Here is a 12989-nt window from a genome sequence, read left to right as displayed (position 1 = left end):
CCTGTCATGAACGAGACAGCCATGAGCACGACGGCCATGCCGCCATCCCCCGAACTGGAACGCCTGACCCTGGGCTTCATTCCCCTGCTGGATGCCGCCCTGCTGATCATCGCCCGGGAGCGGGGGTTCTTCGCCGAGCAGGGCCTCGAGGTCTCGCTGTCGCGGGAGAACGCCTGGTCGACGCTGCGTGACAAGGTCGCCGCCGGCCTGCTCGATGGCGCCCAGATGCTGGCGCCACTACCGCTGGCCATGAGCCTGGGACTGGGCCGGGCGCCCTGCGATGCCCGGGCACCGATCATCCTGAGCCGCAACGGCAATACCCTCACGCTCTCCGAGACGCTCTGCCGCGACAGCGGCGCGGCACTCGGTGAGGATCCCGCGATGGGCGCACGCGCGCTGGGCGACTGGCTGCGCCGGCAAGCGGGCGAACGTCGCCCCCGCCTGGCCATGGTCTATCCCTTCTCCTGCCAGCACTATCTGCTGCGCGAGTGGCTCTCGCTGGCGGGCATCGACGCCGAGCGAGAGGTGGAGCTCATCGCCCTGCCGCCCCCCCGCATGGTGGAAGCCCTGCAGGAGGGGCGCATCGACGGCTTCTGCGCCGGCGAGCCCTGGGGGACCCTGGCCCGCCACCGCGGCGCGGGGCGGCTGGTCGCCACCGGCGCCCAGTTGTGGCCCGACCATCCGGAGAAGGTGCTCGGCGTGACCGGCTCCTGGGCGCGGCGCTACCCGGCCACCCAGGCGGCGCTGATCCGCGCCCTGGAGCGGGCGAGCACCTGGCTCGCCGAATCCCCCGAGCATGGGCGCCGGGCACGGGACTGGCTCGCCCTGCCGCCCTATCTCGACCGCTCGATCTGCCACCTCGACGGCCTGGGGCTGGACAGGGCGCCGATTCACCAGCGCCTCCACGGCGAGGGTGTGCTCCGCCCCTCCCCCGCGACAGCGGGCCGCTTCGCCGAGCACATCGGCCGGCACATGCGCGACCACGGCCGCACGCTCGATCTGCACACCCTGGAGGAGTGCTACAGCCCTGTGCATTTCGATGCGGCCACGCACCACTGATGTGCAACAGCACGCCTGACCAGGCTGGCATTGGCACACCAGCCCGCTCACAACCACATGAATTAACTTAAAAAAACTGAGCTTCCTGGCATTCTGGCCGGATTCTTGACTGAGTAACGGCACCAGGCGATCAATGGCGATCGCACGCCATATCATGACGAAGACGTCTCTGCGCACTCCCCGAAGGGAGGCGGCGCCGAGGCGTCTTTTTCGTTTCATCATTTCTGCATCAAAGAAGAGAGGTGTCAGGACATGCGTCATCGACATCCCGACTCCCCGGCGACCGAGCACCTGGTGATCGTTGGTAACGGCATGGCCGGCCACCGGCTGGTCGAGACGCTGCTCAAGCGCGACGACCGCCCCGCCCGCATCACCGTGATCGGCGAGGAGCGGGTAGCGGCCTACAACCGCATCCTGCTCTCGCCGCTGCTCGCCGGTGAAATGACCCGCGATGCCCTGACCCTGCGCGAGGCCGACTGGTACGCCGAGCAGGGCGTGGAGCTGATCCTCGGCGAGCGTGTGGCGACCCTCGACGGCGAGGCACGCCGCCTCACCACCGATGCCGGTCGCACCCTCGGTTACGACCGCCTGGTACTGGCCACCGGCTCGCGCCCGGCCATGCCGCCGCTGCCCGGCCTGGAGCTCGACGGGGTACGCGCCTTCCGCGACCTGGACGACGCCGCCGCCCTGACCCGCACCGCCGAGGCCGGCGGCAACGCCGTGGTGATCGGCGGCGGCCTGCTCGGCCTGGAGGCCGCCGAGGGGCTGCGCAAACGCGGCATGGACGTCAGCCTGATCCAGCGCGACGACCGGCTGATGAACCGCCAGCTCGACGCCACCGCCGCCACCCTGCTGGAGGCGGAGTTGACCCGCCGCGGTCTGACCATCTTCACCGAGGCCAACATCGCCGCGCTCCTCGACGACGGCCAGGGCCGGGTGCACGAGGTGCGCCTCGAGGACGGTACCCGGCTGCCCGCCGACTGCGTGGTGGTGGCGATCGGCATCACCCCCAACGCCGAGCTGGGCCGCCAGGCCGGACTCGCCACGGAGCGCGCCATCCTGGTGGACGCCCACCTGACCACTTCCGACCCGGCGATCCACGCCCTGGGCGAGTGCTGCCAGTTCGAGGGCCAGCTCTACGGCCTGGTCGAGCCGATCTGGCGTCAGGTTGACGTCCTCGTCGAGCGGCTCTGCCAGCGTCCCGGCGACGCCCCCGTGGCCGGCTACCGGGAGGCCCCCACCGCCACCAAGCTCAAGATCAGCGGCGTCTCGCTCTATGCCTTCGGCCCCATTGATCCCGACGACGACCACGAGGTGCTCGCCTACCACGACCCCGAGCAGGGTGATTACCGCCGCCTGCTGCTGCGCAACGGACGCATCGAGGGTGCCGTGCTCTATGGCGACACCGCCATGGGGCCCTGGTACTTCGAGCGCTCCCTGGCCGGCACCGATCTCGGCCCCTGCCGCCAGGCGCTGCTGCTCGGCGCCGCCGACGCCCAGTTGCTTCTCGACTCCCCCGAACCCCAGGACAGCCCCCTGAAGGAGGCCGCATGAACACGCCAAATTCCGACAAACAGCAGTTGATCATCATCGGTAACGGCATGGTCGGCCACCACCTGGTCGAACAGCTGGTCGAGCGTGGCGCCACCGAGCGCTACCACGTCATCGTCTTCGGCGAGGAGCGCCACCTGGCCTACGACCGGGTGCACCTCTCCGAGTACTTCAGCGGCCGCGATGCCGACTCGCTGGCGCTGTCCACCGCCGACTACTACGCCGAGCACGGCATCGAGCTGCGCCTTGCCGAGGCGGTGACCGCCATCGACCGCGACGGCAGCGAAGTGCTGACCCCCCAGGGCCGCTACCGCTACGACCGACTGGTGCTGGCCACCGGCTCCTACCCCTTCGTGCCGCCGATTCCCGGCAACGATCGCGACGGCTGCCTGGTCTACCGCACCCTGGAGGATCTCGACGCCATCCGTGAAGCGGCCGAGACGGCCACCACCGGCGTGGTGGTGGGCGGAGGCCTGCTCGGCCTCGAGGCGGCCAACGCCCTGCGCGGGTTGAATCTCGACACCGCCGTGGTGGAATTCGCCCCGCGCCTGATGCCGATGCAGGTCGACAGCGAGGGCGGCGAACTGCTGCGCGAGAAGATCGAGGCGCTCGGCGTGCAGGTGCTTACCGGCCGCGCCACCCAGGAGATCGTCGACGGCGAGGCCAGCCGCCACCGCATGGTGTTCCAGGACGAGAAAGTGCTGGAGACCGACCTGATCGTGTTTTCCGCCGGCATCCGCCCCCGCGACGAACTGGCCCGCGACGGCGGCCTGGAGATGGGCGAACGCGGCGGCGTGGTGATCGACGACAACTGCCTGACCAGCGACCCGGCGATTCTCGCCGTGGGTGAAGTCGCACTCTGGAACAACAGCATCTTCGGCCTGGTGGCTCCCGGCTACCAGATGGCCAAGGCCGCCGCCTCCACCCTGCTGGAAGGCGGCATGACCTTCGGCGGCGCCGACATGAGCACCAAGCTCAAGCTGATGGGCGTCGACGTGGGCTCCATCGGCGACGCCCACGGCGACCGCACCCCCGGCGCCCGCATGTATCGCTTCCTCGACCCCATCAAGCAGCAGTACCGCAAGCTGGTGGTCTCCAGCGACGGCAAGCGCGTGGTGGGCGCCATGCTGGTGGGCGACAACAGCTACTACGACACCCTGCTGCAGTACTACGCCAACCGCATGGAACTGCCCGAGGACCCGGCCGCACTGATCCTGCCCGCCGGTGGCGAAGCCGCCCCGGCGCTGGGGCCGGACGCCCTGCCCGAGACCGCGACCATCTGCTCGTGCCACAACGTCTCCAAGGGCGACGTGTGCGCCTCCATCGACGCCGGCGCCGTTGACCTCGGCGCGGTGAAGGGAGCCACCAAGGCCAGCACCGGCTGCGGCGGCTGTGCCGCCCTGCTCAAGAACCTGGTGGACCATGAACTCGAGAGCCGCGGCGTAGAGGTCGACAAGTCGCTCTGCGAGCACTTCGCCCATACCCGTCAGGAGCTCTACGACATCGTGCGAGTGGAGGGCATCAAGACCTTCGGCGAGCTGGTCGAGAAGCATGGCGCTTCACACACCCCGGGCCTCGGCTGCGATATCTGCAAGCCGGCGGTGGCCTCGATACTGGCCTCCTGCTTCAACGAGCCGATCACCGATGCGGCGCACATCCCGCTGCAGGACACCAACGACACCTTCATGGCCAACATGCAGAAGAACGGCACCTACTCCGTCGTTCCCCGCGTGCCGGGCGGCGAGATCACCCCCGACAAGCTGGTGGTGCTGGGCCAGGTGGCGCAGAAGTACGAGCTCTATACCAAGGTGACCGGCGGCCAGCGCATCGACCTGTTCGGCGCCCGCCTGGAAGACCTGCCGGCGATCTGGGGCGAGCTGATCGAAGCCGGCTTCGAGACCGGCCACGCCTACGGCAAGTCGCTGCGTACGGTGAAGTCCTGCGTGGGCAGCACCTGGTGCCGCTACGGGGTGCAGGACAGCGTGGGCATGGCGATCCAGCTGGAGCACCGCTACAAGGGCCTGCGCGCCCCGCACAAGATCAAGTTCGGCGTTTCCGGCTGCACCCGCGAGTGCGCCGAGGCCCAGAGCAAGGACATCGGCGTGATCGCCACCGAGAACGGCTGGAACCTCTATGTCTGCGGCAACGGCGGCATGCGCCCGCGCCACGCCGAACTCTTCGCCACCGACCTCGACGACGAGCAGCTCTACCGCATCATCGACCGCTTCCTGATGTTCTACATCCGCACCGCCGACCGCCTGCAGCGCACCTCGGTATGGCGCGAGAACCTCGAGGGCGGCCTGGACTACCTCAAGCGGGTGATCCTCGAGGACAGCCTCGGCATCGGCGAAGAGCTCGATCGGCAGATGCAGGCCGTCATCGACGCCTACGAGTGCGAATGGGCCAACGCCATCAGCGACCCGGAAAAGCTCAAGCGCTTCCGCAGCTTCGTCAACGACGCGCGCCCGGACCCGGACATCATTTACACCACCGAGCGCGGCCAGCTCCGCCCTGCCTGATGAGCCGGGCCCAACGCCCCTGGTCAGCCGATAAAAGGCGCCGAGGCCGCCCCTCCGGGGTCAGACCCCAACCGGGTTACCGAGGCCAGTGTCGTGCCGTTCGCGGGCGGCATCACCGCCGCCGGGGTCTGACCCCGGAGGGTCTCCCAGCGCCGGCAACTCGCCAACCGAACACAAGGAGTTTTCCATGTCCAACGCAACTGCAGCAGCCAAGACCATGACCCAGACCTGGCAAACCCTCTGCACCCACGCCGACCTGGTGCCCTTCTCCGGCGTCGCCGCCTGGGTGGAAACCGCCGAAGGCCCGGCCCAGGTCGCCCTCTTCTACCTCCCCGGCCACGAACAGGAACTCTACGCCCTGGACCATCACGACCCCTTCTCCAACGCCAACGTCATTGCCCGCGGCATCGTCGGCGACCTCAAGGGCCAGCTCGTCGTCGCCTCACCGATCTACAAGCAGCACTTCCGCCTGGAAGACGGCCAATGCCTGGAAGACGACAGCGTCGCGCTGCGCAGCTGGAAGGTAAGCTTCAAGGGCGATGAGGTGTGGATCGAGGCGTGAGGAAGCCGCCGGTACTCGGGGAGTGCCGGCGGATAGAAGCGGTGGATGCTGGTGGTGAGACTGGTGAGTGTTCGTTACCCATGGCCGATTCCCTGGCAAGGACTTCGCATCAGGTAGCAAGGCTGCAACAAGCCCTCCAGTCAGTACTTACTCACCTGACATACCCGGGATCAGCGATCGTTCAAGCCCTTTCCCTCGAGAATGCTCGGGATGCACTTCTCGATTCTCGACGTTCGCGTACTGGACTGCTTGGCGCCGGAGAAATGCAGGATATAGCCCCTTTGTCGTCCCGGCGTGAGTGCTTCGAAGGCGGCTTTCAGGGCAGCGTTGTCATCCAGCACGAGCCGGAACTCCTCCGGGTATTCCAGCTCGTGCTTCTCCTTGAAATCCACTGATAGGCCGGCCTTCTCCACGTCGACAGCTTCCTGGAGATAGGCCTTCAAGGTGGCTTCCCGCGCATCGATCTCTTGCGCCTGGGCAAAGCGAATCTGGCGCATCGCCTGGGAATGCTCTCCCGGTGCGACGAGAATGCCTTCGGGGTCCTGCAACAAGCTACCCTTGAAGAAGCCCAGCGCACAGTATGTCTTCATACCGAAGATCATGGCCACGTTGCCTTTCTGGAACGAATAGCACAGCTTTCCCCATTTCACCTCTTCGTCCAGTTGGCAATCAAGGAGCACCGCCCTCAGCTTCTTTCTCTCTTCCTGCCACTCGGTCTTGTTCAAGAGCGCTTCCACTTTTGGATTTATTCTTTTCATTGCATCCTTGCTCCTTGTCAATGGGCTGACGGCTTCACCCCAGTCAGCGCTTACTTACACCGCAGCCCTTTCAACACGATTCGCCACCTTCGAGAGCGCGTATCACCCGGCACGGATTGCCAGCGGCAAACACATCCTCGGGGATGTCCTTGGTCACCACGCTGCCGGCGCCGATGACCGAGCGGGCGCCGATCGTGACGCCGGGACAGAGGATCGCCCCGCCGCCGATCCAGACATCATCGCCGATGGAGATGGGCCTGGCGGCTTCCAGGCCGCTGCGGCGCTGCTCGGCATCGAGCGGGTGGGTGGCGGTATAGACCTGCACATTGGGGCCGAACAGCACGTGGTTGCCGATGGTGACCTGGGCCACATCCAGGATCACGCAGTTGAAGTTGAAGAAGACCCGCTCGCCCAGGGTGATGTTGCTACCGTAGTCGCAGTAGAAAGGCGGCTCGAGGAAGCTGCCCTTGCCCATGGCGCCGAACAGTTCGAGCAGCAGCCGCTTGCGCTCCCTCCCCTGGTCGTCGCGGGAGTCGTTGAACGCCTTCATCAGCAGGCGGGCGCGATGCCGCTCTTTGGCCAACTGCGGGTCGAGCGGGTCGTACAGATCGCCGCTCAGCATCTTCTCTTTTTCCGTGCGCATCGTTTCCTCATCCGTTGGCGGTAAGCAGCCCACCCATCCAGCAAGCACTGACTCACTCTAGATCACCCGATGGGAACGGTCTCGTGCTGGGCGGACCGGCGAACGCACCGTCCAACGGCAGCGTCACGTCACAGGCCCAGCAGGCGCCACGCCAGCGGCAGGAACAGCGCGGTGAACACCCCCGTCAGGCTCATGCCGAGCGAGGCGAAGGCGCCGGCCGTGGGGCCGAGTTCGAAGGCGCGGACGATGCCGATGGCGTGGCCGTTCACGCCCAGCGCGAAGCCGAGGATACGTTGATCGGTGATTCTGAGCAGTCTGGCCAGCAGCGAGACGAAGATGGTGGTCAGCACGCCAGTGATCAGCAGGCCACCGAGCATCAGCGAGAGTGAGCCGCCGATCTGCTCCAGGATGCCCATGGCCAGGGGGGCGGTGACCGACTTCGGCGCCAGCGAGGCCAGCACGACAGGCGGCGCCCCCAGCAGCCAGGCGATCAAGACGGAATACAAAGCCGCCAGCACAGCGGCGAGCGGCAGGCAGCACAGGATCGGCTTCCATAGCGCAAAGATATGCTGTCGCTGCTGGTAGAGCGGTACCGCCAACGCCACGGTGGCGGGGCCCAGCAGCAGGGTCAGCCAGGCGACGTTGCGCTGGTAGTCGGCGTAATCAAAGCGTAGCAGCCACAGGCTTGCCGCCGTCAGCACGGCGCCGATCAGCACCGCCGGGCACCAGCTTGGCCGGCCGAGCCGCTCGAAGAGGTGAATACCGCCGAGATAGGCCGCCAGGGTCAGCGCAACGGCGAGTATCGGGGTATTCAGCAGCGAGGCGTGGAGCCCGTTCATGCCCGGGGATTCCGTTCGTCCATGTTCGCGGCTTCCCTGGGCATGAAGCGCCACATCAGCCAGAGCGTGGTCAGCACGCTGAGGAAGGTGCCCACGGCCAGGGCGACCATGACCGCGGTCCAGTGGCCGGCGAACTCGTCGATCACGAAGAAGACGCCCACCACCCCGGGCATGATCAGCATGGCGAGCAGCGGTATCAGCGCCTGGCTCGCCGTGGCCACGCTTTCATTCAACCGTCGCTTCACCAGCAGCCAGGCCAGCAGCAACAGCAGCCCGGCCATGGCGTGGGAAACAGGAAGGGACAGCAGTTCGACGACGACATGGCCGAGCAGTTGGAAACCGAGCAGCCACAGGAACCCACGCAACAGCTTCATGCCATCTCCGCAATAGCAACGACAGGTGGAAACCGCTTGCTGCCGGCGTTTGGCAAGGCAGCGAGATTCTGAACGAATCGCCAATTATGTTAACACGCTATCGTTCTGGCGCGAGTAGGCCGGCGCGGGCATCGGCTGCCATCGCGATACCCTCTTCCACCGGATCGACACCGATGGCACTCTTGGCGTGGAGAGCGTCTACACGGATACGGAGGCATCTCGCTGAGAGAGCGTTGATCGCACTGCTTTGCAGCATAAACAATTCATGTCCATGCTGATCGCATGGACATATCCAGTGTCCAAGCAGAAACAGGAGGTGAACAGACGCGCTAAGTAGGACGGCACGACCAGCGCCCTGTCACATGGTTGACATCGTGCGCGGTGAGTGTCGACACCATGACGACAAGGAGAGCTGCGCCGATGGTACGCATCGACAAGAAGGCCACCCGGCTGTATGTGCTGGACACCAATGTCCTGATCCACGACCCCGCCGCCCTCTACCAGTTCGACGAGCACGAAGTGGTCATCCCCATGACCGTGCTCGAGGAGCTCGACAAGCACAAGAACGGTATCCGCGAGATCGCCCGTACTGCCCGCCAGGTCAGCCGCACCCTCTCGGACCTGACCGCCAACGTCAACGTCGACCTGATTCGCGACGGCATTCCCATCACCCGGCTCGCGGGCCCCGAGGGACGCCTGCGCCTGCTGTGCTACAACGACCTCAAGCCCCTGGACCCCCTGCCCGACAGCCCCGACAACCGCATTCTCGCCGAGACCTTCCGGCTGCGCGAGGAGCGCACCGATGCCTCGGTGATACTCGTCACCAAGGACATCAACCTGCGGGTCAAGGCCGCGGCGCTGGGCGTGCCGGTGGAGGACTACCTCAACGACCGCGTCTTCGACGACTCCGACGCCATGATCGATGGCGCCCGGATCTACCCCGATGCGGGTCACGACGGCAGCGGCCTGTGGGACAGCCTGAAGGTCGACGTACGGGTCGAGCGCCATGCTGACAAGGTGGTCTATCAGCTCGCCGGCGACATCCCCGCCGAGTGGCACCTCGGCATGCTGGTCTCCGACAGCGACAACGGCGCCAGCTTCGAGGCCATCGTGCGCGAGGTCAGCCCGCAACAGGCCAGCCTCGAACTGCTGACCAACTACCGTCACGGCGCCAGCGTGTGGGGCGTGCATGCCCATGACAGCCGCCAGAACTTCACCCTCAACCTGCTGATGGACGACGACATCGACCTGGTCACCATCGCCGGCAGCGCCGGTACCGGCAAGACCTTCATGACGCTCGCCGCCGCCTTCCAGCAGACCCTGGACACCAAGCGCTTCGAGCGCATCGTCTTCACCCGGGCGCCGATCTCCATGAGCGAGGACATCGGCTTCCTGCCCGGCACCGAGGAGGAGAAGATGTCGCCCTGGATGGGCGCCTTCCACGACAACATGGACAACCTGCTGCGCGACGAGGATGGCGGGAGCAACTGGGAGAACGGCGCCACCCGTCAACTGCTCGGCTCGCGGGTGCAGATCCGTGCCCCCGGCTTCATGCGCGGGCGCACCCTCAACGACACCTTCCTGATCATCGACGAGGCACAGAACTTCACGCCCAAGCAGCTCAAGTCGCTGGTCACCCGGGCCGGCCGCAACACCAAGATCGTCTGCCTGGGCAACGTCGGCCAGATCGACACCCCCTACCTGACCGCCAACACCTGCGGCATGGCGGCCGTGGTCCAGCGCTTCCGCGACTGGCCCCACGCCGGTCACGTCACCCTCAAGAGCGTCGAGCGCTCGCGTCTGGCGCTGGCCGGGGAGGAGATGCTCTAGACCCACCGGGGCGCCACGGGTCGCTCGGGCACGTCGACCGGCCCTCAGGCAGGGCCCAACATGGTCATCGCCAGCACGATGGCGATGACCATCATCCACACCGCCGCGTAGCGGCGTAGCCACCCCTCGGCACGGACCGCGACACGAGCCGACATCCCCTCGGGTCAGTCGGAGGGGCTGTTGGCGGCCTTCTCGATCAACGCTTCGCTGTCACTGCCCGGCCCCTGCTGCAGCACGGTCTGGGCCTCGTGATAGAGACAGACGTAGCGTTTGCAGGACGCACAGAACACCTTGTCGTCGGGATTCTTCACCTGGGAGACCCGCATGCGATGGCTCCCACAGTTGGGACAGGCCACCGGCAGGCGAAAATCGGTAGACAGATCGGGCATGCTCACCTCCTCCATGCCATGGCGGGAAACGAGGGCTCTTCTCCAGTCATGGGGGTTATCCTGCGCCCTTCAAGGTGAGGATGCCAATCCGGTCACGTCACGAAACACCGCGGGGCGTGACGGAGGGGCCCTGGCCGCTGATACGGTTGCGGCCTTCGCGCTTGGCGCGGTAGAGCGCCCGATCGGCCCGGGATAACGCACCGTCCAGGCTGCCGCCCGGCTCGAGGATAGTGAGCCCGAGGCTCACGGTGAAGCGAAGCATCACGCCATCCACTTCCAGCTCGATGGCTTCCACCGCCTGACGCAGACGCTCGAGAATCTCCCAGGCCTGATCGGGGTCGCTGTCGACCAGTATCACCGCGAACTCCTCGCCACCGATGCGGGCGAAGAGATCGTACGGTCGCAGGCTGTCACGGCAGCTCATGGCGAAGGCCTGCAGCGCCAGATCGCCGGCCGCGTGGCCATGGGTGTCATTGAGGTGCTTGAAATGGTCCAGGTCGAGCATCGCCAGCGGCACCCGACGACCATGACGCTCGGCAAGGGCGAGCACGGCCTCCCCCTGCTCGAAGAAGGCGCGACGATTGAGCGCGCCGGTGAGCATGTCGGTGCCGATCAGTTGCTGGACCCGCAGCTCGGCCTGCTTGCGATCGCTGATGTCGATGAGCAGGCCATCCCAAAAGGTCTGGCCGTCACGCCGGCGACGAGGTACCGCCCGGCCCTCCAGCCAGCGCACGCCGTCCGGCACGACCAGCCGGTACTCCAGCCACCAGGGCTCCAGGCTCACCGACGACTGGGCGATCGATGCGGTGAGCCGGTCGCGATCCTCCGGGTGGACCCGCTTGAGCAGCCGAACGGCATCGTCCAGCACCGCTTCCGGACTCAAGCCACAGAGCCGCTGCAGCTCCTCGCTGAGGTAGAGGAAGCCGATCCGGCCACTGGTATCCTGCCGGGCCTGGAAGATCACCGCGGGCAGCCGGGAGACGGTACCCTGCAGTTGCTCGAGCAGCATCTGATCGTGGAGGTAGCGCTGGCGCATGCGGGTAACGTCGCGCTGGACGAGCAGCAACCGCCGTCGGCCGTCGGGCTCCTCGAGCAGCGGCAACACCACGGTATCCTGATAGCTTCGCTCGCCATCGGCACGCCGACAGGCCAGCACCCCCTGCCACGGCTGGCCACGGGCGGCGGCGAAGTTCAACGCATGGTGCATGTCGCCATGCAGCGGCTTGACGTCCAGGGTGGTGACACGCCTGCCGAGCAGCTGTCCGGGCGGGTAGCCCGCATGGTGCTCGAAGTCGGGGTTGAGTTGTTCCACCACCCCCGCGTCATCGACCAGTATCACCGCCCCGGGGAAGCCGGCCAGCAGGCGGTCGGCCAGGCGTTCCTCGGCGCTGCGTCGCCGATCGCGGGCGCGGGCCTCGAGGCGCCGGATCACCACCAGGGTGACGGCCAGGGCCAGCCCCACCAGCCCCAGGGCCGGCCAGACACCGAACAGGGCACCGGCGCCGCCGACCATCAACGCCAGGGCAAGCGCCGCCATGGCGCCGAACGCCCAGCGGCGTCGCACCCGATGCTGACCCTCATGTCTTTCCCTACGCCCTGGTCTGGCTCTATCCATGCGCCACAAATACCCCGGGATGTCTCGCCAACGAAAGCGATCGGCCTCTCGTGGGCCTTCTCGGCCTACAGTACCCCAACTTCGGCGGCAAGACATCCTGACCCGTCGTACCGAGCCCGCCGACGCGAGCTTGGCCACGGCGTCAAGCGGCGAGCCGCTCGGAGAGCCAAGTGCCGATATCCGTGACCTGCTGCGGGCAGACCGCATGGGCCATGGGATAGCGGCGGTAGTTCGCCGGGTAGCCCAGCGACCGGACCTTCTCGAAACCGGCCCTGCCCAACGCCTCGGGCACCACCGGATCGAAGCTGCCGTGATGCACCTCGATGGGCAGGCCGCGGTTGGCCTCGGCGAGCTCGATGCTGTCGGCGGTGGCGAAGTAGGTCGACAGGGCCAGCAGCCCCCCCAGCGGCTGGGCGAACGACAGCGCCGCCTGGTAGGCGACGGCGCCCCCCTGGGAGAAACCGGCGAGGATGATTCGGCGGCTGTCGATGCCCTGTGCGATCTGTTCGCTGATCAGGGCCTGGATGCGCTCGGCCGAGGCCATCAGCTGCCGCTCGTCGATGCGGCGGTCGAGGTTCATCTCGAGGATGTCGTACCAGGCCGGCATCACCATGCCGCCGTTGATGGTCACCGGCAGGCGTGGGGCATGGGGCAGGATGAAACGCACGGCGTCGTCGCTGGGCAGCGGGAGCGCCGGCACCAGCGGCTCGAAATCGCTGCCGTCGGCACCGAGGCCATGCAGGATGAAGACACAGGCGTCGGCAGGCCGGCCGCTGCGCGGCTCGATGATCAGTTCACCAGGAGTGCTCATGGGGTCGGTTCCGGGGACAGTGAATGGGGCGATCGAAAG

At 66.8% G+C, this 12989-nt stretch carries 12 protein-coding genes; 5 read left to right on the top strand and 7 right to left on the bottom strand.

All coding sequences use genetic code 11. From position 1 onward, the window contains the following. Positions 1-21: 21 nt before the first annotated feature. The 4 genes from QLQ85_RS18950 to nirD all read left to right on the top strand — a co-directional run bounded on the left by QLQ85_RS18950 (position 22) and on the right by nirD (position 5691). Entirely contained in the window at positions 22-1059 is a 1038-nt protein-coding gene (locus tag QLQ85_RS18950) for a CmpA/NrtA family ABC transporter substrate-binding protein (RefSeq protein ID WP_282740414.1), read from the top strand. 252 nt (positions 1060-1311) lie between these two features. Continuing rightward, the gene (locus tag QLQ85_RS18945) at positions 1312-2613 is read left to right on the top strand and encodes an NAD(P)/FAD-dependent oxidoreductase (protein WP_282740413.1); all 1302 of its coding nucleotides are present in this window, start codon (positions 1312-1314) and stop codon (positions 2611-2613) included. Continuing rightward, positions 2610-5129, top strand: a complete 2520-nt coding sequence (gene nirB, locus QLQ85_RS18940) for a nitrite reductase large subunit NirB (protein ID WP_282740412.1) — start codon at positions 2610-2612, stop codon at positions 5127-5129. Before QLQ85_RS18945 ends, nirB begins: the two co-directional genes overlap by 4 nt. 187 nt (positions 5130-5316) lie before the next feature. Continuing rightward, positions 5317-5691 (top strand): nitrite reductase small subunit NirD, encoded by a 375-nt coding sequence (nirD, locus tag QLQ85_RS18935; protein ID WP_282740411.1) that lies wholly within the window; start codon positions 5317-5319, stop codon positions 5689-5691. A 170-nt stretch (positions 5692-5861) separates the two neighbouring features. On the opposite strand, the gene QLQ85_RS18930 is transcribed toward nirD, so the two are convergent. The 4 genes from QLQ85_RS18930 to QLQ85_RS18915 all read right to left on the bottom strand — a co-directional run bounded on the left by QLQ85_RS18930 (position 5862) and on the right by QLQ85_RS18915 (position 8305). Next, positions 5862-6416 carry a YdeI/OmpD-associated family protein gene (locus QLQ85_RS18930; protein WP_282740410.1) on the bottom strand — a complete coding sequence of 185 codons (555 nt, stop codon included), beginning with the start codon at positions 6414-6416 and terminating at the stop codon, positions 5862-5864. 103 nt (positions 6417-6519) lie between these two features. After that, positions 6520-7092 (bottom strand): sugar O-acetyltransferase, encoded by a 573-nt coding sequence (locus QLQ85_RS18925; protein WP_282740409.1) that lies wholly within the window; start codon positions 7090-7092, stop codon positions 6520-6522. 128 nt (positions 7093-7220) lie between these two features. Next, a complete protein-coding gene (locus QLQ85_RS18920) occupies positions 7221-7931 on the bottom strand; it encodes an LrgB family protein (protein ID WP_282740408.1) in 711 nt (236 codons plus the stop codon). After that, a complete protein-coding gene (locus tag QLQ85_RS18915; protein ID WP_282721169.1) occupies positions 7928-8305 on the bottom strand; it encodes a CidA/LrgA family protein in 378 nt (125 codons plus the stop codon). The genes QLQ85_RS18920 and QLQ85_RS18915 overlap by 4 nt, the downstream gene beginning before the upstream one ends. Before the next feature lie 420 nt (positions 8306-8725). Here QLQ85_RS18915 and QLQ85_RS18910 point away from each other — a divergent pair, with 420 nt between their 5' ends. After that, positions 8726-10135 (top strand): PhoH family protein, encoded by a 1410-nt coding sequence (locus tag QLQ85_RS18910; RefSeq protein WP_282740407.1) that lies wholly within the window; start codon positions 8726-8728, stop codon positions 10133-10135. A gap of 164 nt (positions 10136-10299) precedes the next feature. Here the strand turns inward: QLQ85_RS18910 and QLQ85_RS18905 are convergent, their stop codons facing one another. The 3 genes from QLQ85_RS18905 to QLQ85_RS18895 all read right to left on the bottom strand — a co-directional run bounded on the left by QLQ85_RS18905 (position 10300) and on the right by QLQ85_RS18895 (position 12950). Beyond that, the gene (locus QLQ85_RS18905; protein WP_282740406.1) at positions 10300-10524 is read right to left on the bottom strand and encodes a hypothetical protein; all 225 of its coding nucleotides are present in this window, start codon (positions 10522-10524) and stop codon (positions 10300-10302) included. A 97-nt stretch (positions 10525-10621) separates the two neighbouring features. After that, positions 10622-12088, bottom strand: coding sequence for a sensor domain-containing diguanylate cyclase (locus QLQ85_RS18900; RefSeq protein ID WP_282740405.1), 1467 nt, complete (start codon positions 12086-12088; stop codon positions 10622-10624). Positions 12089-12281: 193 nt separating this feature from the next. Then, positions 12282-12950: an alpha/beta hydrolase gene (locus QLQ85_RS18895; RefSeq protein ID WP_282740404.1), complete on the bottom strand. Its 669-nt coding sequence runs from the start codon at positions 12948-12950 to the stop codon at positions 12282-12284. Between the last annotated feature and the right edge of the window lie 39 nt (positions 12951-12989).

The organism is Halomonas kalidii (assembly GCF_030010475.1).
Taxonomy (GTDB): Bacteria; Pseudomonadota; Gammaproteobacteria; order Pseudomonadales; family Halomonadaceae; genus Halomonas; species Halomonas heilongjiangensis.
Note: the sequence above shows the minus strand (reverse complement) of the source record. Positions and strands in the feature narration are given on the sequence as shown.

Excerpts from the sequence above, each read along its gene's own strand:
- QLQ85_RS18950 (WP_282740414.1), top strand. The coding sequence starts at position 22 with ATGAGCACGACGGCCATGCCGCCATCCCCCGAACTGGAACGCCTGACC.
- QLQ85_RS18920 (WP_282740408.1), bottom strand. The coding sequence starts at position 7,931 with ATGAACGGGCTCCACGCCTCGCTGCTGAATACCCCGATACTCGCCGTT.
- QLQ85_RS18945 (WP_282740413.1), top strand. The coding sequence starts at position 1,312 with ATGCGTCATCGACATCCCGACTCCCCGGCGACCGAGCACCTGGTGATC.
- QLQ85_RS18925 (WP_282740409.1), bottom strand. The coding sequence starts at position 7,092 with ATGCGCACGGAAAAAGAGAAGATGCTGAGCGGCGATCTGTACGACCCG.
- nirB (WP_282740412.1), top strand. The coding sequence starts at position 2,610 with ATGAACACGCCAAATTCCGACAAACAGCAGTTGATCATCATCGGTAAC.
- QLQ85_RS18895 (WP_282740404.1), bottom strand. The coding sequence starts at position 12,950 with ATGAGCACTCCTGGTGAACTGATCATCGAGCCGCGCAGCGGCCGGCCT.
- QLQ85_RS18915 (WP_282721169.1), bottom strand. The coding sequence starts at position 8,305 with ATGAAGCTGTTGCGTGGGTTCCTGTGGCTGCTCGGTTTCCAACTGCTC.
- nirD (WP_282740411.1), top strand. The coding sequence starts at position 5,317 with ATGTCCAACGCAACTGCAGCAGCCAAGACCATGACCCAGACCTGGCAA.
- QLQ85_RS18905 (WP_282740406.1), bottom strand. The coding sequence starts at position 10,524 with ATGCCCGATCTGTCTACCGATTTTCGCCTGCCGGTGGCCTGTCCCAAC.
- QLQ85_RS18910 (WP_282740407.1), top strand. The coding sequence starts at position 8,726 with ATGGTACGCATCGACAAGAAGGCCACCCGGCTGTATGTGCTGGACACC.